Here is a 20,638-nt window from a genome sequence, read left to right as displayed (position 1 = left end):
TCAGGTACGAGGGGTAAGGGGATGGGTGAGGCAGACGTCGAACCGACGCATCCCTCACCCCAACCCCTCTCCCGGAGGGAGAGGGGCTTTATCAGGCGGCCGGGTCGAACAGGTGCAGCACCTGGATCTCGTTGGCCGTGAGGCGGGCGCGGAGCTGCTTCTCCTGCTCGCGGACCTTGGCCAGGGCACGCTCCTTGACCGGACCGTAGCCACGGATCTGCTCCGGCAGCTCGGCCAGGGCGACGGCCGCGGCGTAGTTGCTCGGTTTCAGCTCCTTGATGAGCAGCGCGACGGTCGCTTCGTATTCGCCGATCAGCTCGCGCTCGAGCTTGCGCTCCTCGCTGTAGCCGAAGGGGTCGAAAGCGGTGCCACGGAGGAACTTGAAGCCGGCCAGCACGCCGAAGGCCTTGAGCATCCAGGGCCCGAAGCGGCGCTTGCGCGGCTCGCCGGTGACCGGATCGGGCTTGGCCAGCCAGGACGGAGCCAGGTGGAATTCCAGGTGGTAATCGCCCTGGAACTGGGCCTCCAACTGCTTGCGGAAGGTGCCATCGCTGTAGAGGCGCGCCACTTCGTACTCGTCCTTGTAGGCCAGCAGCTTGGCATAGTAGCGGGCGACCGCGCGGGTCAGGGCCTTGTCCTCGCCGCTGTCGGCCTGGCGCACGCGCTCCACCAGGGCGCGGTAGCGCTCGGCGTAGGCGGCGTCCTGGTAGGCGCGCAGGTGGTCGGCGCGGTGCTGGACGATCTCTTCCAGGTTCTCCGAGCGCGGCGCTTCCATATCTGCCGGACGGGCCAGCTTTTCCACAGCCGCCAGGTCGTGGGCGGCACGGCGTCCCCAGAGGAAGGCCTGCTGGTTGAGGGCGACCGATACGCCGTTCAGTTCGATGGCCTTGTCGATGGCCTCGGCGGAGATGGGTACCAGCCCCTTCTGATAGGCGTAACCGAGCATGAACAGGTTGGTGGCGATGCTGTCACCCAGCAGGCGGGTGGCCAGGCGGGTGGCGTCGACGAAATGGGTCTTGGCTTCGCCCACCGCTTCCACCAGGGCTTCGCGCATGGCGGCGCCCGGCACCTGGGCATCGGGGTTGCGGGTGAACTCGGCGGTGGCGGCCTCATGGCTGTTGACCACAGCGTGGGCGATGCGGTCGTTGAGCTTGGCCAAGGCCTCTTCGCCGGCCGCCACCACCAGGTCGCAACCCAGCAGCAGGTCGGTCTCGCCAGCGGCGATGCGCACGGCGTAGATGTCGTCCTGTTTTGCAGCAATGCGGATGTGGGTGACCACCGGGCCGAACTTCTGCGCCAGGCCAGCCTGGTCGAGCACGGTGCAACCCTTGCCTTCAAGGTGCGCGGCCATGCCCAGCAGCGCGCCGACGGTGGTCACGCCGCTGCCGCCAACGCCAGGCAGGAGGATGTTCCAGGGACGGTCCAGGCTCGGCAGGCGCGGCTCCGGCAGGGCCACGAAGAGCGCCTTGGCGCCCGCCGCTTCGGGCTTGCGCAGGCTGCCGCCGTGCACGGTGACGAAGCTCGGGCAGAAACCTTCGACGCAGGAGAAGTCCTTGTTGCAGGCGCTCTGGTCGATCTGCCGCTTGCGGCCCATTTCGGTTTCCAGGGGCAGCACCGACAGGCAGTTGGACTTCACGCCGCAATCGCCGCAGCCCTCGCAGACGGCCGGGTTGATGAAGGCGCGCTTGGCCGGGTCGACCAACTTGCCGCGCTTGCGGCGACGGCGCTTCTCGGTGGCGCAGGTCTGGTCATAGATGATCACCGACACACCCTTGAACTCCCGCAGCTCGCGCTGCACGGCGTCCAGTTCGCGGCGGTGGTGGAAGGTGACGATGGGCGCGAAGGTGTCGCGGGTCGGGTACTTCTCCGGCTCGTCGGAGACCAGGGCAATGCGCCTGACGCCTTCGGCGAATACCTGCTGGCTGAGCTGGTCGACGCGCAGCTCGCCGTCGATGGGCTGGCCGCCGGTCATCGCTACGGCGTCGTTGTAGAGGATCTTGTAGGTGATGTTGACCCCGGAGGCCACCGCCGCGCGCAGGGCCAGATGGCCGCTGTGGAAGTAGGTGCCGTCACCCAGGTTCTGGAAGACGTGCGGGGTATCGGTGAAAGGCGCCTGGCCGATCCAGGTGACGCCCTCCCCGCCCATCTGGGTGAAGGTGTCGGTGTTGCGATCCATCCACTGGGTCATGTAGTGGCAGCCGATGCCGCCCTGGGCGCGGCTGCCTTCCGGCACCTTGGTGGAGCTGTTGTGGGGGCAGCCGGAGCAGAAGTGCGGGGTGCGCTGGGTCTTGTGCTTGGGCGCGGCCAGGGCTTTTTCCTTGGCGGCGAGGAAGGCCAGGCGGGATTCGATCTGCTCGCTGGAATAGATGGGCGCCAGGCGCTTGGCGATGACCCGGGCGATCATGGCCGGGGTCAGTTCGCTGAGGTTGGGCAGCAGGGAGTTGCCCTCTTCGTCGAACTCGCCCACTACGCGCGGACGCTTGTCCACAGGCCAGTTGTAGAGCTGGCCGGTGAGCTGGTCCTCAAGAATGCTGCGCTTCTCCTCCACCACCAGGATTTCATCCAGGCCTTCGGCGAATTCGTGGACGGAGACGGGTTCCAGCGGCCAGCTCATGCCCACCTTGAGCACCCGCAGGCCCACCTTGGCGCAGAGCTCTTCGTCCAGGCCCAGGTCGTTCAGGGCCTGGCGCACGTCGAGGTAGGACTTGCCGGTGGTGATGATGCCCAGGCGCGGGTTGGGGGAATCCAGCGTCACCTGGTTGAGGTTGTTGGCGCGGGCGAAGGCGCGGGCGGCGTAGATCTTGTACATGTTCAGGCGCTGTTCCTGCGCCAGGGGCGGGTCCGGCCAGCGGATGTGCACCCCGTCTTCCGGCAGGACGAAATCTTCCGGGATCTTCACCTCGACCCGCAGCGGGTCGACTTCCACCACGGCGGAGGAGTCGACGTTCTCGGCGATGGTCTTCAGCGCCACCCAGCAACCGCTGTAGCGGGACAGTTCCCAGCCGATGATGCCGTAGTCGAGGATTTCCTGGACGTTGGCCGGGTTCAGCACCGGCATGGAGGCGGCGATGAAGGCATGCTCGCTCTGGTGGGCGATGGTCGAGGACTTGCAGCCATGGTCGTCGCCTGCCAGCACCAGGACGCCGCCATGGGGCGATACGCCGGCCGAGTTGCCGTGCTTGAAGACGTCGCCGCAGCGATCCACACCCGGGCCCTTGCCGTACCACATGGCGTACACGCCGTCGTAGCGGGCGCCGGGGAACAGGCTGGTCTGCTGGCTGCCCCAGACGGCCGTGGCGGCCAGTTCTTCGTTGACGCCCGGCTGGAAGTGGATGTGGTTTTCCTTGAGGAAGGACTTGGCTTCCCACAGGCTCTTGTCGAGGTTGCCGAGCGGCGAACCCCGGTAGCCGGAGATGAAGCAGGCGGTATTCAGGCCGTGGGCCTTGTCCCTTTGCTTCTGCAGCATCGGCAGGCGGGTGAGTGCCTGGGTGCCGGTGAGGTAGAGATGACCGGTTTCGAGGCGGTATTTGTCATCCAGGCGGATCTCGGCCAGAGACATGCGGGCGCTCCTTTTGTTTTTATGGCGACCTCGATGGCAACGGTGGATGCCATCTTCGATTCAGTCCCAGGCAGGATCTCTGCCTCGGACGCATGGCCAAGAAGATGACTGATCGGTGCTGATTTTTTCTTTCTATTTTCGAGCTTCGAAGCCAGACTTGCGCATGACTCTTCCAACAACAACAAGATTTCGGACTGATTCATGCAGAACCCACTCAGCCCCATCGACCGCAAGATCCTGCGCCTGCTGCAACACGACGCCGACCTCTCCGCCGCCGAGGTGGCAGAGAAGGTGGAACTGTCGCAATCGCCCTGCTGGCGGCGCATCCACCGCATGCAGGAAGAAGGCCTGATCGAGCGCAAGGTGGCCTTGCTCAACCCCAGGCTGCTGGGTTTTTCGATCACCGTGTTCGTCAACATCAAGCTGTCCGCCCACGGCCGCAACAACCTCACCGAGTTCGAGGAAGCCATAGTCGGGTATCCGGAAGTGCAGGAGTGCTACACCATGGCCGGCGGCTCGGATTACCTGTTGAAGGTGGTGGCGCGGGACATCGCCAGCTACGAGCGCTTTCTGCGCGACCAGCTGCTGCAACGCCCCCACGTGCTGGAGGCGCACTCGAACATCGCCATGAGCGAGGTCAAGCGCACCACGGAATTGCCGCTGGACTGAGGCTCAGGCGGAGTCCGGCAAGGCGGCCGGGCGATGGTCCTCGATGAGCTGCAGCAGGCGCTGGCAGGTCTGGGCCAGGGAGCCGGAGTTGTCCAGCAGGCAGAGATCGGGATTCTCGCCGGCCAACAGGGTATCGGCGAAGCCGGCGTTGCGCGCCAGGCGGGCTTCGATCTCCTCCGCCGACTCGCGACCGCGTGCATGCAGGCGCTGGCGCAGCGTCTCGTCCTCCACCGTCAGCAGGACGGCGAGCAGATGCGGATAACGCCGCCGGGCTTCCGGCAGGTAGCCGCGCGAGCCGTTCACCAGCACGTCGTCGCCCGCAGCCAACCAGTCGTCGATCACTGCGGGGATGCCGTAGGACAGGCCATTGGCGTACCAGCTCATGGCGAACTCCCCTTGGGCTTCGCGCCGTGCGAACTCTTCGGAACTGACGGCTTCGGCCGACTCACCGCGGGCTTCGGCGGAACGGGTAATGACCCGGCGGGCGACGCGGCAGCCTTGCCCCGCCAGAGTCATGCGCGCGGCATCGAGCACGCTGTCCTTGCCGGAGCCGGAAGGTCCTATGAGATAGATCAGCCTGCCTGTCATCTGTACACCTGCAAGGAGGAGGTCCAGCCCCTGGAGCGTGCCCGAAGTGAGAACGAGATTGCAAAGTGAAAATTCTGGACCCGTTTTATGCAGGATCAAAGGACTCTTTCGCACGCGGCGTGGTCAGACAACAGCGGCTACCCTTAAGGATGATGGCGAGAAGGCATCATTTTGCCGTGATCGACCAGCAGGGCAGCAAAGGCATCCGAGGTTACAGGACCAGATCGAATGCCCGGTGCAGAGAGGTCGTCCTACAGCGAATTGGGAACAATCGAAGTGATCAACCAATCGTGACTCGGACAATTGGAGCTGGCAAAAAGCCGCCATTCCAATCACAATCTGACACCAAATTGACGTCAAGGAAACGTTTAGTTGACCTCAGGGTCATACCGATTCGAATCGCGAAGCTGGTTGAACAATTGCTGCCAAGGACAGTCAAACCGGTGACAATCTTGCAGCTCATCGCCAGCATCGCTTTCCTGAACTAACCGGTTGAATGAATGTATGCGCCCTATGAAACAGGCTATTTATTCCAGTCGCACGGCTGACAAATTCGTCGTACGTCTCCCCGAGGGCATGCGCGAGCGCATTGCTGTCGTGGCCCGCAACCACCACCGCAGCATGAACTCCGAAATCATCGCCCGCCTCGAGCAGAGCATGCTCCAGGAAGGCGCGCTGGATGAAGGTGTTTCCATGCGCCTGGACAGCCCGGAGCTGACCCTGCACGAACGCGAACTGCTGCAACGCTTCCGCCAGCTGTCCCGGCGCCAGCAGAATGCCCTGGTCGCACTGATCGCCCACGACGCGGAACTGGCAGCGGTCGAAGAGTCCTGAGGCCAACCCGCATCGAATGAAGAAGCCGGCAATTGCCGGTTTTTTCATGGTTGCGCGCCGGGTTTCGCCACGGCAGCTCAAGCCTGCTCGCCCCACAAATGAAAAAGCCGCCCCAGGGGCGGCTTCTTCGACTGAGCCATCAGAGCAGGAACAGCGTGGCCAAGCCCAGGAAGATGAAGAAACCGCCACTGTCGGTCATGGCGGTGATCATCACGCTGGCCCCCATGGCCGGGTCGCGCCCCATGCGCACCAGGGTCATGGGGATCAGCACGCCCATCAGCGCCGCCAGCAGGAGGTTGAGCGTCATGGCGCCGGTCATCACCGCACCCAGGGACCAGCTGCCGTAGAGGTAGTAGGCCACCAGGCCGATCACCCCACCCCAGATCAGGCCATTGATCAGGGCGACCCCGAGCTCCTTGCGCACCAGGCGCGAAGTATTGCCGGTGCCCACCTGGTCCAGCGCCATGGCGCGGACGATCATGGTGATGGTCTGGTTGCCGGAATTGCCGCCGATACCGGCGACTATGGGCATCAGCGCAGCCAGGGCCACCAGCTTCTCGATGGAACCCTCGAACAGGCCGATGACCCGTGAGGCGATGAAGGCGGTGACCAGATTGACCGCCAGCCAGGCCCAGCGGTTGCCCACTGACTTCCAGACCGAGGCGAAGATGTCCTCCTCTTCGCGCAGACCGGCCATGCTGAGGACTTCGCTCTCGCTCTCCTCGCGGATCAGGTCGACCATCTCATCGATGGTCAGACGGCCGATCAGCTTGCCGTTCTTGTCCACTACCGGAGCGGAGACCAGGTCGTAACGTTCGAAGGCCTGGGCCGCGTCGTAGGCATCTTCGTCAGGATGGAAGCTCACCGGGTCGGTGGCCATGACTTCGGCCACCGTCTTGTCCGGGTCGTTCACCAACAGGCGCTTGATCGGCAGCACGCCCTTGAGGATGCCGTCGTAATCCACCACGAAGAGCTTGTCGGTATGGCCGGGCAGCTCCTTGAGGCGGCGCAGGTAACGGAGCACCACTTCCAGGGCCACATCGTCGCGGATGGTGACCATCTCGAAGTCCATCAGCGCGCCGACCTGATCCTCCTCGTAGGACAGCACCGAGCGAACGCGCTCGCGCTGCTGCGCATCGAGGGATTCCATCAGTTCGTGGATCACATCTCGCGGCAGCTCGGGCGCGAGATCGGCCAGCTCGTCAGCGTCCATTTCCTTGGCGGCGGCGAGCAGCTCGTGATCGTCCATGTCGGCGATCAGCGATTCACGGACGGCATCGGACACTTCGAGGAGGATGTCGCCGTCGCGCTCGGCCTTGACCAGCTGCCAGACGGTCAGGCGATCGTCCAGCGGCAAGGCTTCCAGGATATGGGCGATGTCGGCAGGGTGCAGCTCGTCCAGCTTGCGCTGCAGCTCGGCGAGATTCTGCCGGTGGACGAGGTTTTCAACGAGGTCGCGGTGCTGGCCTTCCTGGCGGTGGGTCAGGTCTTCCACCACCTTGTGGCGATGCAGCAGGTCGATCACCTGGGCCAGACGGTCCTGCAGGCTCTCTTGCGGCTTTTTGGCTTCTACTTCAGTCATATAGCGCGCTCCACCCCCAGTGGCAGAGCACGCCAGAAGGGGTCAGACAGTCATTTCGCGATTGTGCAATCGGGATTCTGAGTAACTACTGGGTAAGTCCATGATGGTTGTCCGAATGCCCCGGCGGGGCTGACCGCGCAATGATACCACCGCCGACTGGCCCGCGCGTTACAAAATCATGGAAAGAACAATCGCTTGCATCGCAAAGCTGAGATTCCTTACACCCTGCTGCGACGCCTCCAACAGACTGTAGGACACCCGCGCGAAGCCGGGAGGCCCGGATACGCTCGAGAGCCCATGCCAAGGAGACGGCACCGTGAAACGACTCTCGATCATCCTCCTCGCTACCCTGCCCTGCTGGCCCGAACCCCCGCCGTACGCGGCGCAGGTGTTTCGCTGCAGCGATGAAGACGGCAACCTCAGCTTCAACCAGCATGGCTGCCCGCCGGGCAGCCGGATGGAAGAACAACGCACGCGGACTCCGAACCTTCTCGACAGCGAGCCGATTCGCCGGGAAACAAGCACCGAGCACATTCCGATTTCGAGCAAGGGAAGTCCTGAACTTCCCAGGGAAGTTGTCGTAACAGGCGAGCGAGATGTCGTGTGCGGCGGCCTGATTTCCCGACAGGAGCGCCGCCAGGCCATCATCCGCAAACAGATTCGCAGTGGCATGACCCGCACGGACGTGGAGAGCGCATTGGGAAAGCCGGATCGCATCAGTAGCCGCAACGGTCGTGTCAGCTATCACTACAAGCCGAAGAGGGGCGCCAGCCACCAGGTGACGTTCGACGAGGAAGGCTGCGTGAAGGCCGGCCGTTGAAGGCACAAAGAAAAAGGGCCTGCATTTCTGCAGGCCCTTTCGGTATGGCGCACTCGAGAGGATTCGAACCTCTGACCGCCCGGTTCGTAGCCGGGTACTCTATCCAGCTGAGCTACGAGTGCGTGTTGGTGTTTTTAGACCAGATCACCACTGGTTTCTTCATGATTCCGATGCTAATCGGACATCTTGAATATGGCGCACTCAGGAGGATTCGAACCTCCGACCGCCCGGTTCGTAGCCGGGTACTCTATCCAGCTGAGCTATGAGTGCGTTGTGGGCGCGCATTATAGGGTCTTTCTCGTTCCAGTCAACTACTTTTCGATAATTTTCAGTAACTTATCGATCTATCGCTGAACCGCCCCATAACACTAAATATGGCGGAGAAGGGGGGATTCGAACCCCCGACACCCTTTTGAGGTGTACTCCCTTAGCAGGGGAGCGCCTTCGGCCACTCGGCCACCTCTCCGCAACACGGGGCGCATGATATCCATGTTTTCCCCGTTTGCAAAGCAAAAAATGCAGAAAAATTAGTGGCTTGGTTCCTGGTCTTTCTCTTTCTGGATGCGCTGGTAGATTTCCTCACGGTGCACAGCTACCTCCTTCGGGGCGTTGACGCCTATGCGCACCTGATTACCTTTCACGCCTAACACGGTCACAGTGACATCGTCACCCACCATCAGGGTCTCTCCGACCCGGCGAGTCAGAATCAGCATTCCTTTCTCCTTACGGATTCGTTTCGGGACAACAGTCTGCAAAAAAGAAATGGTTACGGCCCCGGCACGGAATCGCCGCTGGAGCTTACACCCAAGTATTGACCAGCCCCGGCAAAAGGAAAGTTCCACCGAAGCGGCCAAAAAAACGACAAAAGGCGCGGGGTGAGCCGCGCCTTTCGTGAACTGCCTTACTCGCCCTGTCGGGTCGGGGCGTCCAGCTCGAAAGCGGTGTGCAGGGCACGTACCGCGAGCTCGAGGTACTTCTCTTCGATAACCACGGAAACCTTGATTTCCGAGGTGGAGATCATCTGGATGTTGATGGTTTCCTTGGCCAGGGCTTCGAACATGCGGCTGGCGACGCCAGCATGGGAACGCATGCCGACACCGACGATGGACACCTTGGCGATCTTGGTGTCGCCGATCACTTCGCGGGCGCCGATTTCCCGGGCGGTCTGCTCCAGCACGCGCTGGGCGTTCTGGTAGTCGTTGCGGTGCACGGTGAAGGTGAAGTCGGTGGTGTTATCGTGCGCCACGTTCTGCACGATCATGTCCACTTCGATATTGGCGGCACTGATCGGGCCCAGGATCTTGAAGGCCACGCCGGGGATGTCCGGCACGCCACGGATGGTCAGCTTGGCTTCGTCGCGGTTGAAGGCGATGCCGGAGATGATCGGCTGTTCCATGGATTCCTCTTCATCAAGGGTAATGAGGGTGCCCGGACCCTCCTGGAAGCTGTGCAGCACGCGCAGCGGGACATTGTATTTGCCGGCGAACTCCACCGAGCGGATCTGCAGCACCTTGGAGCCGAGGCTGGCCATTTCCAGCATCTCTTCGAAGGTGATCTTGTCCAGGCGCTGGGCCTGGGGTACCACGCGCGGGTCGGTGGTGTAGACGCCATCTACATCGGTGTAGATCTGGCACTCGTCGGCCTTCAGCGCCGCCGCCAGGGCCACGCCGGTGGTGTCGGAGCCGCCACGGCCGAGGGTGGTGATATTGCCGTGCTCATCCACCCCCTGGAAGCCGGCAACCACCACGACGCGGCCAGCCTTGAGGTCGGCGCGGATCTTCTGGTCGTCGATCTGCAGGATGCGCGCCTTGTTGTGGGCACTGTCGGTGAGGATGCGCACCTGGTTGCCGGTGTAGGAAACCGCCGGCACGCCACGCTTGATCAGCGCCATGGCCAGCAGGGCGATGGTCACCTGCTCGCCGGTGGATACCATCACGTCCAGTTCGCGCGGTACCGGCTGCTCGCTGATCTGCTTGGCCAGATCGATCAGGCGGTTGGTCTCGCCGCTCATGGCGGAAACCACGACCACGATGTCATCACCGCCTTCGCGGAACTTCTTCACCTTCTCGGCCACCTGCTCGATGCGCTCGACAGTGCCGACCGAGGTCCCCCCAAACTTCTGTACGATCAAAGCCATTTCAAAAGCCGCCTAATCCCGTGAAGGGCGCCCATTAAACAATCAACGCAGTGCACTGCCAAGGCCCGCCGGGCGTGGGGCGGGCCACTGGCGGAGGGTCTCAGAGACCCTGCTCGACGAACGGTGCGGCCAGGGCCAGGGCCTGCTCCAGGGCGGAGGCGTCGGTACCGCCGCCACGCGCCATGTCAGGACGGCCACCGCCCTTGCCACCGACCGCCGCCGCGGCCTGCTTCATCAGATCGCCGGCCTTGAGTTGGCCGGTCAGGTCCTGGGTGACACCGGCGACCAGTGTCACCTTGCCCTCCAGCGCACCGCCGAGCAGGATCACCGCCCGGCCGAGCTTGTTCTTCAGTTGGTCGACCAGCGCCAGCAGCGCGTCGCCATCCAGCCCGTCCAGGCGCGCGGCCAGGACCTTCACACCTTTCACCTCGATGGCGGAAGCGGCCAGATCGTCGCCCGCGGCGCTGGCTGCCTTGGCCTTGAGCTGCTCCAGCTCCTTCTCCAGCTGGCGGTTGCGCTCCAGCAGGGCGGAAAGCTTGTCCAGCAGGTTGTCACGGCTGCCCTTGACCAGGCCCGCGGCTTCCTTGAGTTGTTCCTCGGCGCCGTTCAGGTAGGCCAGCGCGGCCGCGCCGGTCACCGCCTCGATACGACGCACGCCGGCAGCCACGCCGCCCTCGCTGACGATCTTGAACAGGCCGATATCGCCGGTGCGGGAAACGTGGGTGCCGCCGCAGAGCTCGACGGAGAAGCCGCCACCCATGGTCAGCACGCGCACCTGCTCGCCGTACTTCTCGCCGAACAGCGCCGTGGCCCCCTTGGCCTTGGCGGTGTCGATGTCGGTCTCTTCGGTCTCGACCTCGCTGTTCTTGCGGATCTCGGCGTTGACGATGTCTTCCAGGGCCTTCAGCTGTTCGGGCTTGATGGCCTCGAAATGGCTGAAGTCGAAGCGCAGGCGCTGGCTGTCCACCAGGGAGCCTTTCTGTTGTACGTGGTCGCCCAGTACCTGGCGCAGCGCGGCGTGCAGCAGGTGGGTGGCCGAGTGGTTCAGGGCGGTGGCCTGGCGCACCGTGGCATCGACCTGGGCGGTGACGCCGGAGCCGATGCGCAGGGCGCCATGGTCGACCACACCGTGGTGCAGGAAGGCGCCACCGGCCTTGGTGGTGTCACGCACGTCGAAACGCAGGCCCTGGGCCTTGATGAAACCGCAGTCGCCGATCTGGCCGCCGGACTCGGCGTAGAAGGGAGTGCGATCGAGGACCAGAACGCCCTCCTCGCCTTCGCCCAGTTGCTCGACGGCCTGGCCGTCCTTGAACAGGGCGATCACCTTGCCTTCGCCGGAGGTGCAGACGTAGCCGGTGAAGTCGGTATCGGCATCCACCTTGACCAGCGCGTTGTAGTCCATGCCGAAGGCACTGGAGGCGCGGGCGCGCTCACGCTGGCCTTCCATCTCGCGCTCGAAACCGGCTTCGTCGATGGTCAGGCCGCGCTCGCGGGCGATGTCGCCGGTCAGGTCGACCGGGAAACCGTAGGTGTCGTAGAGCTTGAACAGGGTTTCGCCGGGAATCATCTTGCCCTTCAGGCCCACCAGGTCCTGCTCGAGGATCTTCAGGCCCTGCTCCAGGGTCTTGGCGAACTGCTCTTCCTCGGTCTTCAGCACGCGCTCGATATGCGCCTGCTGCTGCTTGAGCTCGGGGAAGGCTTCACCCATCTCGGCCACCAGGGCGGCGACGATCTTGTGGAAGAAGCTGCCCTTGGCGCCGAGCTTGTTACCGTGGCGGCAGGCGCGACGGATGATGCGGCGCAGCACGTAGCCACGGCCTTCGTTGGACGGCAGCACGCCGTCGGCGATCAGGAAGCTGCAGGAACGGATGTGGTCGGCCACCACCTTCAGCGAAGGCGCGTCGTCGTTGGCGCAGCCGATGGCTTCGGCGGAGGCTTTCAGCAGGCTCTGGAACAGGTCGATCTCGTAGTTCGAGTGCACGTGCTGCAGCACGGCGCTGATGCGTTCCAGGCCCATGCCGGTGTCCACGCTCGGCGCCGGCAGCGGATGCATCACACCGTCGGCGGTACGGTTGAACTGCATGAACACGTTGTTCCAGATCTCGATGTAGCGGTCGCCGTCCTCTTCCGGGGAACCGGGCGGGCCGCCCCAGATTTCCGGGCCGTGGTCGAAGAAGATCTCGGTGCAAGGGCCGCAGGGGCCGGTATCGCCCATCGCCCAGAAGTTGTCGGAGGCGTAGGGCGCGCCCTTGTTGTCGCCGATGCGCACCATGCGCTCGTGGGGAATCCCGACTTCCTTGGTCCAGATGTCATAGGCTTCGTCATCGCTGGCGTAGACGGTGACCCAGAGCTTTTCCTTCGGCAGTTTCAGCCACTTGTCGCCGGTGAGAAATTCCCAGGCGTAGTGGATGGCGTCGCGCTTGAAGTAGTCGCCGAAGCTGAAGTTGCCCAGCATTTCGAAGAAGGTGTGGTGGCGCGCGGTATAGCCCACGTTTTCCAGGTCGTTGTGCTTGCCGCCGGCGCGCACGCATTTCTGGCTGGTGGTGGCGCGGGTGTAGGCGCGCTTTTCCAGGCCAAGGAAGCAGTCCTTGAACTGGTTCATCCCCGCGTTGGTGAACAGCAGGGTCGGGTCATTGCCCGGAATCAGGGAGCTGGAAGCGACACGGGTATGCCCCTTCTCTTCGAAGAAGCTGAGGAAGGCTTCACGGATTTCTGCGCTTTTCATAGGTTCTTCCACGGAAACTGCGGCCACGAAGGCGGGTGCAAATCGTTATCGGCGAAGGACGGCAAGCGGAAATTGGCAAGAAGGCAGCAGGCTTTCCGGAGAATTCCGACACTTCCTGCCTGTTTCCGACATTGCGCGCGAAATTCGCAGCCCTCAGGCGAGAGGCATACGAATCACCGGCAAAGGGCCGCATTATATCGGCCCTGCGCCAACGGGATAGTGCCTTTGTGCGATAGAAGGCGCCTATTTGTGTGCGCCGACGCCTCAGACCTGCCGGAAAGCGGCGAAAGCCTCGACCACCCGAGGAATGTCTGCGGCCTGTACATCCAGGTGGGTGACCAGGCGCAGACGCGCCGCCGGACTCACACGGATGCCGCGCAGGGCCAGAAAGTCGCCCAGTGCCCGGGCGCGCTCGCCGATTTGCACATAGACCATATTGGTCTGCACCGGCTCGATGACGTAGCCCAGTTCCCGCAACCCGGCGCCCAGGCGCTCGGCATTGGCGTGGTCGTCCGCCAGCCGCTCGACCTGATGGTCCAGCGCATAGAGACCCGCAGCTGCCAGCAGGCCGGCCTGGCGCATGCCACCGCCGACCATCTTGCGCAGCCGCCGGGCCCGGGCGATCAGCGCCGCGCTGCCGCAGAGCACTGAACCCACAGGTGCGCCGAGGCCCTTGGACAGGCACACGGAAACCGAGTCGAAGTGGCGGGTGATCTCGCGGGCGTCCACGCCCAGCTTCACCGCCGCGTTGTACAGGCGGGCGCCGTCCAGATGCAGGCCAAGACCGCGACGACGCGTCAGCTCGCGGGCCGCCGCCAGGTAGTCCAGGGGCAGCACCTTGCCCTGCATGGTGTTTTCCAGGGCCAGCAGGCGGGTGCGGGCGAAGTGGAAGTCGTCCTGCTTGATGGCGGCCTCCACTTTGGCCAGGTCCAGGCTGCCATCGACCTCGCCGTCGATGGGCTGGGGCTGGATGGAGCCCAGTACCGCGGCGCCGCCGCCTTCATATTTATAGGTATGGGCCTGCTGGCCGACTATGTACTCGTCACCACGTTCGCAGTGGGCCATCAGTCCCAGCAGGTTGCTCATGGTGCCGGTGGGAACGAAGAGCGCGGCCTCGAAGCCCAGGCGCTCGGCGAGGCTGGCTTCCAGGCGGTTGACCGTGGGGTCTTCGCCGTAGACGTCGTCGCCCAGCTCGGCGCGCTGCATCGCCTCGCGCATGCCAGGGGTGGGTTGGGTGACGGTGTCGCTGCGCAGGTCGATCAGGCTCATGCCGGGCTCCTTGGATGGGCGAAGAGCCCGATCCTAAGGCTCGCCGCCCTGCGGGTACAGGTGCAGAAAGGGTGAAAGGGAGGTTCTGTTACCGGCAATCACCGGCACACGCGAGCCAGCGCAGGGTGGATAGCGCTTTTCTATCCACCTTCCGTCGCCAGGCCAGGCTCCGCTGGTGGACCGGTGAAGCGTGGTCCACCCTACACCTCGGCGGGCACCACGAGAATCCCGGCGCGCAGGCCGTTCTTCACCCTGGGGTTGGGGAAGATGATGCGCGCGCCCTGCTCTTCCACCACCCAGCGGGTGCCGGCGATGTCCTCGGCCAGCAGGTAGCCCACGGGGAGCTCGCTGAAATTCTCGATATCCGGCGCCAGGTGAAGCTGGAAGGACTCGCTGTGCTTGATGATCTCCCGCGACACCGAGAACAGCTGCAGGCCATCCAGGCACTCGCCATCGGTCTGGGGCTCGCAGCCCTCGATCAGTGCATGCAGGCGGGCCTCCAGCCGATCGAGGTTGACCTCCTGGTTGCTGCCGAAGGGGCGCGCCTTGCCCAGTTCCAGGGTGAACGCCTCGGCGCCAAGCTGGGCATAGGTGTAGGAACTGAAGGTGATGCCGGTCTTGTTCTGCAGCAGCACGGCGTCGATGCCGGCCTCTCGCAGCCGGGCCAGCTCCAGTCGCGAGTGCTCGCGCCCTTCGACGTAGGGGTAGAGGGCGAATTGCTCGATCTTCGAACCGCGTATGGCGGTGTGCAGGTCGTAATGCAGGCGATCGCGCTCGGGCTTGCTGAAGAAGGCCGCGGCGTAGCGCTCCAGCTCGCCGGCGCGCATGGCTTCGAAGCCACTGGATTCGGCGTGGCGGCCATTGAACAGGCGGTTGACGTCCTGCTCGACGAAGCGTTCGCCGCGACGAATGGCTTCCGGGTTGCCGAGCAGGAAGAGAATTCTGGCGCGCGGTTTCAACTGGCCGCGGGCGATGGCCTGGACCAGGCGGTCCAGCAGTTCGATGGGTGCGGTCTCGTTGCCGTGCACCCCGGCGGACAGCAGCAGGTCGAGCCCGCTGTCGCCGGCGACGGGCGGGGTGACGTCCAGCGCCCCCTCGCCCAGCCAGTGCAGGCGCACGCCCCCGGATGTCAGCTGGATCTTCTCGGTCGGCTCACGGCCGGCGAGGGTCAGTTCGAGCAGTTTTCCGAGGGCTAGCATCCTGTTACCTCAATGATCGTGGTCGCAGTCGGGACCATGCACATGGTCGTCGTCATCAGCGTCGGCCGGTTCCATTTCCAGCTGCAGGCTGACCAGGTTGGTGGCCAGCGGGCGCAGCAGGAGGTTGGCGTATTCGGTGTCGCCCTCCTCCACGTCCACGCCAATCAGGAGCTGGCCGTTGCCGGCCTGCTGGATCCAGACTTCCTTGCCCTGCCAGACGACGGCGAACCGGGTGCAGGAGGTTTCGAGCTGGGTGCCGTCGGTATCTTCGAGGATGAGTTGCAGGGCATCGGACATTTCAGGTCTCTCAGTTGAGCTGGAAGGGATAGACAGCGCCCAGTTTAAGGATCTGCGTCAGTTCATCCAATGCCGTCCGGCACTCCACCAGCAATTGCGGGTCGGCCAGGTCGCTTTCGCTGAGGCGATCGCGGTAGTGCTTCTCGACCCAGGCGGTGAGGGTGGCGTGCAGTTCCGGGGTCATGATCACACCCGGGTTCACCGCCGCCAGTTCGTCTTCCTTCAGCGCCACGCGCAGACGCAGGCAGGCCGGACCACCGCCGTTCTGCATGCTCTGCTTGAGGTCGAAGACCTTCACCTCGCGGATCGGGCCCTGACCCGCGGTGAGCTCGTTCAGGTAGTTCCAGACATTGGCGTTGCCACGGCACTCTTCCGGCACGATCAGCAGCATGCCGCCGTCGTCGCGGCTGAGCAGCTGGCTGTTGAACAGGTAGGAACGCACCGCGTCCTCCACGCTCACCGCGCTGCGCGGTACGCGTACCACCTTGAAGTTGCCGCCGCGCTTGCCCAGCTTGGTATCCAGCTCCGCCAGCACCTTGTCGGTCTCGAGGAAGGCATCCTCGTGGTAGAACAGCACCTCGCCGTTGCCCACCGAAATCACGTCGTTGTGGAACACACCCTGGTCGATCACCGCCGGGTTCTGTTGAGCGTAGACCACGCCCTCCGCGCCCAGACCGTGCAGGCGGGCCACCGCCTGACAGGCTTCCAGGGTCTGCCGCGCCGGGTAGCGCTGGGGCGCCGGGAAGCGGCTGTCGAAAGCGCTGCGGCCGAACACGAAGAACTCCACGCCGGCCTCGCCGTAGCCCTTGCAGAAGCGGGTGTGGTTGGCCGCGCCCTCATCGCCGAACTGGCCCACGGCCGGCAGCGCGGCGTGGTGGGCGAAGAACCTGTCGTTGGCGAACATGGCGCCCAGCACGCGGCTGGTGGTCGGGTGCTCGATGGAACGGTGGAACTTGCAGTTCAGGTTGGCGGCGGTGAAGTGCACGCGGCCATCGGCCGTGTCGGCGCTAGGGCTGACGGTGCAGGAGTTGGCGGTCCACATGCTGGAAGCGGAGCTGCAGGCGGCCAGCAACGGCATGGCTTCCCTGGCGGCCTGGGCGATCACTTCGGCGTCAGTGCCGGAAAAGCCCAGGCTGCGCAGGGCGGCGACGTCCTGGCGTTCCTGCGGGGCGAACACACCCTGCTTGAAGCCCATCTCCATCAGCGCCTTCATCTTGCCCAGGCCCTGCAGTGCGGCTTCCTTCGGGTTGGAGACCGCCTGGCTGTTGCTCTGCGAGGCGACGTTACCGTAGGACAGGCCACCGTAATTGTGGGTCGGGCCGACCAGTCCGTCGAAGTTCACTTCATAGGCGTTCACAGGCTGACTCCTGGGGTAAGGGTTGCAGGCAGGGCAAGGGTTTCGCTTTCCAGCGAGGCCACCGGATAGGCGCAGTAGTCAGCGGCGTAGTAGGCGCTGGCACGGTGGTTGCCGGAGGCGCCGACGCCACCGAAGGGCGCGCTGCTGGCGGCACCGGTCAGTTGCTTGTTCCAGTTGACGATGCCGGCGCGGCTCTCGATGAGGAACTGCTGGTAGCGCTCGGCGGAGTCCGACAGCAGGCCGGCGGCCAGGCCGTACTGGGTGGCATTGGCCTCACGGATGGCAGCGTCGAAGTCGGCGTAGCGGATCACCTGCAGCAGCGGGCCGAAGAATTCTTCGTCGGGGCGCTCGGCCACGGCGGTCACGTCGAGGATGCCGGGGGTGAGCAGCGCGGCACCGGACCGGGGCTGGGTCATCTGCAGCAGGGCCTTGGCGCCCTTGGCCAGCAGCTGTTCCTGGGCCTGCATCAGCTGCTGGGCAGCGGCCAGGGAGATCACCGAACCCATGAAGGGCGCGGGTTGCTCATCGAAGGCACCGACCTTGATCGAACCGGCGACCGTCGCCAGGCGCGCCAGCAGTGCATCGCCCCAGGCGCCTTGCGGTACCAGCAGGCGGCGCGCGCAGGTGCAGCGCTGGCCGGCGGAGATGAAGGCCGACTGGATGATGGTGTAGACGGCGGCGTCCACGTCCTGGACCTGATCCACCACCAGCGGGTTGTTGCCGCCCATCTCCAGCGCCAGGATCTTGTCCGGGCGGCCGGCGAACTGCTGGTGCAGCAGGTTGCCGGTGCGGCTGGAGCCGGTGAAGAACAGGCCGTCGATACCCGGGTTGCCGGCCAGGGCGACGCCGGTTTCACGGGCACCTTGCACCAGGTTGAGCACACCGGCCGGCAAGCCGGCCTCGATCCAGCACTTGACCGTCAGCTCGGCGACCCCGGGGGTCAGCTCGCTGGGCTTGAAGATCACCGCATTGCCGGCCAGCAGCGCCGGCACTATGTGGCCATTGGGCAAGTGGCCGGGGAAGTTGTACGGGCCGAACACCGCTACCACACCGTGAGGCTTGTGACGCAGCACGGCGGTGGCATCGGCCAGGCGGCCGCTCTTCTCGCCGGTGCGCTCGCGGTAGCTCTGGATGGAGATGGCGACCTTGTTGACCATGCTGGTCACCTCGGTGGCGGACTCCCACAGCGGCTTGCCGGTTTCCTCGCCTATGCGACGGGCCAGTTCGTCGGCGTGCTCGCGCAGGACCACGGCGAAGCGTTCGAGGATGCCGATGCGCTCTTCCAGCGGGCGGCGAGCCCAGGCCGGGAACGCGGCACGGGCCGCCTTCACGGCTTCTTCAACCTGGGCAGCATCGGCACCACGCCCGGACCAGACGACCGCCTGGGTTACCGGGTTCAGAGAATCGAAGGATTCGCCCTGCCCTGCCTGCCAGTTACCAGCGATGAAATGGGTACTCATTTATACGGACTCCTTGGCCGACAGCGGCACGGCGCGGACCGAGGCGCCGGCTGAGAGTTTCAGGCGTTTGGCCGTCAGCGCGTCCACCACCAGGGTGCCGGCGGCCAGGCGGGCCGGCGCGGCGGTGATGCGGCAGTCTTCACGCTTGCGGTTGTGGATCAGGAAGGGCGTGGCATCGTCGCCCGGGGTGCCGACGGCCAGTACCAGGCTCTGGCTGTCGCGCACGGCGCGGATCTTCGCCGTCTCGCACTCGATGGCCGGGCCGGCGTCGAAGATATCGACATAGCCCTGGTAGCTGAAACCCTCGCCCTTGAGCATGGCCAGCGCCGGTTCGGTGTCGTTGTGCACGCGGCCGATGACGTTGCGCGCCGCCTCGGACAGGAAGCAGGTATAGAGCGGGAACTTGGGCATCAGCTCGGCGATGAAGGCCTTGTTGCCGACGCCGGTCAGGTAATCGGCGCGGGAGAACTCCATCTTGAAGAAGTGCCGGCCGAGGCTTTCCCAGAAGGGAGAAACGCCCTTCTCATCGGACATGCCGCGCATCTCGGCGATCACCTTGTCGCCGAACAGTTCCGGGAACTCGGCGATGAACAGGAAGCGCGCCTTGGACAGCAGCCGGCCGTTCAGGCCGCTGCGGTGGCCGGCATGGAGGAACAGCGAGCAGAGCTCGGAGTTGCCGGTCAGGTCGTTGGCCAGGAACAGGGTGGGAATCTGCCGGTGGATATGCAGCTCCTGGGAGGCGCTGACGGTCAGCCCGACCCGGTAGTTGTACCAGGGCTCGCGCAGGCCCACGGCGCCGGCCACGGCGGATATGCCGATGACGGTGCCATCGTCGTCCTCGAGGACGAACAGGTAATCCGCGTCGGCGCGCTCGGCCTCGCCACGGAATGCCTTCTCCGCCCAGCCGACGCGATGCGCCAGGCGCTCCTCATTGGCCGGCAGCGTGGTCAGGCCTGCGCCGGTGCTGCGCGCCAGGTCGATCAGGGCCGGTAAATCGGCGCTGCGTACAGGACGAACGATCATAGTCACTCCATTAAAGCTGGAAGCTTGAAGCTGATAGCTGAAAGTGGATTGCACAAAACGGAAGCCCGGCTTCCAGCTTCGAGCTTCCGGCTTCCAGCTCGTTAGATAGCTACCAATCTCACACTGGCCCCATCACCGACGCCCAGGGCATCGGCGGCCTCCTCGCTCAGCGCCACGGGCTTGCCGGGCACCCAGTCGAGATCAGCGACTATGGCGCGGAAATCCTGCAACTGGCCGTTGCACACCAGGTACTGGCGGCCTCCCTTGCCCGGCTCGCCCAGCTTCACCGGCACGACACGGCTCTGCGCGATGGAGCGGATGCTCGAGGTACGGGCGTGCAGGGTCGGGCCACCGTCGAAGATGTCGATGTAGTTGTCGGTCTCGAAGCCTTCGCGCATCAGGATGTCGAAGGTGATCTGCGCCCGCGGGTGCACCTGGCCCATGGCTTCCTGGGCCTCGTCGGGCAGCAGCGGCACGTAGATCGGGTAGTGCGGCATCAGCTCGGCGAGGAAGGTGCGGCTCTTGAGGCCCGACAGGCGCTCCGCCTCGGTGTAGTTGAGGTCGAAGAAGTTGCGCCCCACGGCGTCCCAGAACGGCGACTCGCCCTGCTCGTCGCTGTACCCGACTATCTCCACCACCACGGCGTCGGCGAAGCGCTCCGGGTTGCTGGCCATGAACAGCAGGCGACCACGGGAGTTGAGCTCGGCGATGGGCGTGTTCACCAGGTCGCGCTCGACGTAGAAGCTGGTGAGCAGGCTATTGCCGGTGAGGTCGTGGCAGAGCGACAGGACATGGATCTTGTTGTGGATCTTCAGCTCCCGGGAAGCGTGCACGAAGGTTTCGTTGCGGAAGCTGTAGAAGGGTTCGGAGAAGCCGGCGGAGGCGACTATCGCCGAACAGCCGGCAAGGCGGCCGGTCCTGCTGTCTTCGAGGACGAAGAAGTAGCTCTCCTCGCCATTGAAGCTCACTTCGGCGGAGAAGGACGCCTCGGAGGCGGCGATCTTCTCGCCCAGGACCTGGGCGTCGTCCGGCAACGAAGTGACACCCACGGGGCTATCCGCAGCCAGACGCTGGACTTCAGCGAGATCGGCCATTTGCGCGGGGCGCATCACCAGCATG

Annotated in this window: 16 protein-coding genes and 3 tRNA genes; 3 read left to right on the top strand and 16 right to left on the bottom strand. The window is 64.5% G+C overall.

The window, feature by feature from the left end; genetic code table 11:
* Window positions 1-91: 91 nt before the first annotated feature.
* Entirely contained in the window at window positions 92-3,559 is a 3,468-nt protein-coding gene (locus ACFPU0_RS17910; RefSeq protein WP_377694608.1) for an indolepyruvate ferredoxin oxidoreductase family protein, read from the bottom strand.
* A 201-nt stretch (window positions 3,560-3,760) separates the two neighbouring features.
* On the opposite strand from ACFPU0_RS17910, the gene ACFPU0_RS17905 reads away from it, so the two are divergent.
* Window positions 3,761-4,228, top strand: coding sequence for an Lrp/AsnC family transcriptional regulator (locus tag ACFPU0_RS17905; protein WP_377694607.1), 468 nt, complete (start codon window positions 3,761-3,763; stop codon window positions 4,226-4,228).
* 3 nt (window positions 4,229-4,231) lie between these two features.
* Here ACFPU0_RS17905 and phnN read toward each other — a convergent pair whose 3' ends face one another.
* Window positions 4,232-4,816: a phosphonate metabolism protein/1,5-bisphosphokinase (PRPP-forming) PhnN gene (phnN, locus tag ACFPU0_RS17900; protein ID WP_377694606.1), complete on the bottom strand. Its 585-nt coding sequence runs from the start codon at window positions 4,814-4,816 to the stop codon at window positions 4,232-4,234.
* A 504-nt stretch (window positions 4,817-5,320) separates the two neighbouring features.
* Between phnN and ACFPU0_RS17895 the strand changes: the two genes are divergently transcribed.
* Window positions 5,321-5,650, top strand: coding sequence for an Arc family DNA-binding protein (locus tag ACFPU0_RS17895; RefSeq protein WP_377694604.1), 330 nt, complete (start codon window positions 5,321-5,323; stop codon window positions 5,648-5,650).
* A gap of 139 nt (window positions 5,651-5,789) precedes the next feature.
* Here the strand turns inward: ACFPU0_RS17895 and mgtE are convergent, their stop codons facing one another.
* Window positions 5,790-7,232 carry a magnesium transporter gene (gene mgtE / locus ACFPU0_RS17890; protein WP_377694603.1) on the bottom strand — a complete coding sequence of 481 codons (1,443 nt, stop codon included), beginning with the start codon at window positions 7,230-7,232 and terminating at the stop codon, window positions 5,790-5,792.
* A 316-nt stretch (window positions 7,233-7,548) separates the two neighbouring features.
* On the opposite strand from mgtE, the gene ACFPU0_RS17885 reads away from it, so the two are divergent.
* Entirely contained in the window at window positions 7,549-8,052 is a 504-nt protein-coding gene (locus tag ACFPU0_RS17885) for a DUF4124 domain-containing protein (protein ID WP_377694602.1), read from the top strand.
* Between the two features lie 45 nt (window positions 8,053-8,097).
* Here ACFPU0_RS17885 and ACFPU0_RS17880 read toward each other — a convergent pair.
* The 13 genes from ACFPU0_RS17880 to aruF form a co-directional block, all read right to left on the bottom strand.
* Window positions 8,098-8,174, bottom strand: a tRNA-Arg gene (locus tag ACFPU0_RS17880).
* A 71-nt stretch (window positions 8,175-8,245) separates the two neighbouring features.
* A tRNA-Arg gene (locus tag ACFPU0_RS17875) sits at window positions 8,246-8,322 on the bottom strand.
* Between the two features lie 105 nt (window positions 8,323-8,427).
* Window positions 8,428-8,518, bottom strand: a tRNA-Ser gene (locus tag ACFPU0_RS17870).
* Window positions 8,519-8,579: 61 nt separating this feature from the next.
* Window positions 8,580-8,765, bottom strand: coding sequence for a carbon storage regulator CsrA (gene csrA / locus ACFPU0_RS17865; protein ID WP_003283978.1), 186 nt, complete (start codon window positions 8,763-8,765; stop codon window positions 8,580-8,582).
* A gap of 188 nt (window positions 8,766-8,953) precedes the next feature.
* On the bottom strand, window positions 8,954-10,189 hold the full coding sequence (locus ACFPU0_RS17860) for an aspartate kinase (protein WP_377694601.1): 1,236 nt from the start codon (window positions 10,187-10,189) through the stop codon (window positions 8,954-8,956).
* Between the two features lie 100 nt (window positions 10,190-10,289).
* Window positions 10,290-12,914, bottom strand: coding sequence for an alanine--tRNA ligase (alaS, locus tag ACFPU0_RS17855; protein WP_377694600.1), 2,625 nt, complete (start codon window positions 12,912-12,914; stop codon window positions 10,290-10,292).
* Window positions 12,915-13,178: 264 nt separating this feature from the next.
* The gene (gene ltaE / locus ACFPU0_RS17850) at window positions 13,179-14,183 is read right to left on the bottom strand and encodes a low-specificity L-threonine aldolase (RefSeq protein WP_377694599.1); all 1,005 of its coding nucleotides are present in this window, start codon (window positions 14,181-14,183) and stop codon (window positions 13,179-13,181) included.
* Window positions 14,184-14,383: 200 nt separating this feature from the next.
* The gene (gene astE / locus ACFPU0_RS17845; protein ID WP_377694598.1) at window positions 14,384-15,382 is read right to left on the bottom strand and encodes a succinylglutamate desuccinylase; all 999 of its coding nucleotides are present in this window, start codon (window positions 15,380-15,382) and stop codon (window positions 14,384-14,386) included.
* Window positions 15,383-15,391: 9 nt separating this feature from the next.
* Window positions 15,392-15,679 carry a topoisomerase II gene (locus tag ACFPU0_RS17840; RefSeq protein ID WP_377694597.1) on the bottom strand — a complete coding sequence of 96 codons (288 nt, stop codon included), beginning with the start codon at window positions 15,677-15,679 and terminating at the stop codon, window positions 15,392-15,394.
* Window positions 15,680-15,689: 10 nt separating this feature from the next.
* Window positions 15,690-17,036 (bottom strand): N-succinylarginine dihydrolase, encoded by a 1,347-nt coding sequence (astB, locus tag ACFPU0_RS17835; protein ID WP_377694596.1) that lies wholly within the window; start codon window positions 17,034-17,036, stop codon window positions 15,690-15,692.
* A complete protein-coding gene (gene astD / locus ACFPU0_RS17830) occupies window positions 17,033-18,496 on the bottom strand; it encodes a succinylglutamate-semialdehyde dehydrogenase (protein ID WP_377694595.1) in 1,464 nt (487 codons plus the stop codon). Before astD ends, astB begins: the two co-directional genes overlap by 4 nt.
* The gene (gene astA / locus ACFPU0_RS17825; RefSeq protein ID WP_377694594.1) at window positions 18,497-19,519 is read right to left on the bottom strand and encodes an arginine N-succinyltransferase; all 1,023 of its coding nucleotides are present in this window, start codon (window positions 19,517-19,519) and stop codon (window positions 18,497-18,499) included.
* Between the two features lie 101 nt (window positions 19,520-19,620).
* Complete coding sequence (gene aruF, locus ACFPU0_RS17820) at window positions 19,621-20,637, bottom strand: arginine/ornithine succinyltransferase subunit alpha (protein WP_377694593.1); 1,017 nt, start codon at window positions 20,635-20,637, stop codon at window positions 19,621-19,623.
* Between the last annotated feature and the right edge of the window lies 1 nt (window position 20,638).

It is taken from the genome of Pseudomonas sp. GCM10022186 (assembly GCF_042656385.1).
Classification (GTDB): Bacteria; Pseudomonadota; Gammaproteobacteria; order Pseudomonadales; family Pseudomonadaceae; genus Metapseudomonas.
The sequence above is the reverse complement of the archived record's forward strand: the minus strand, read 5'-3'. Positions and strand labels throughout refer to the sequence as shown.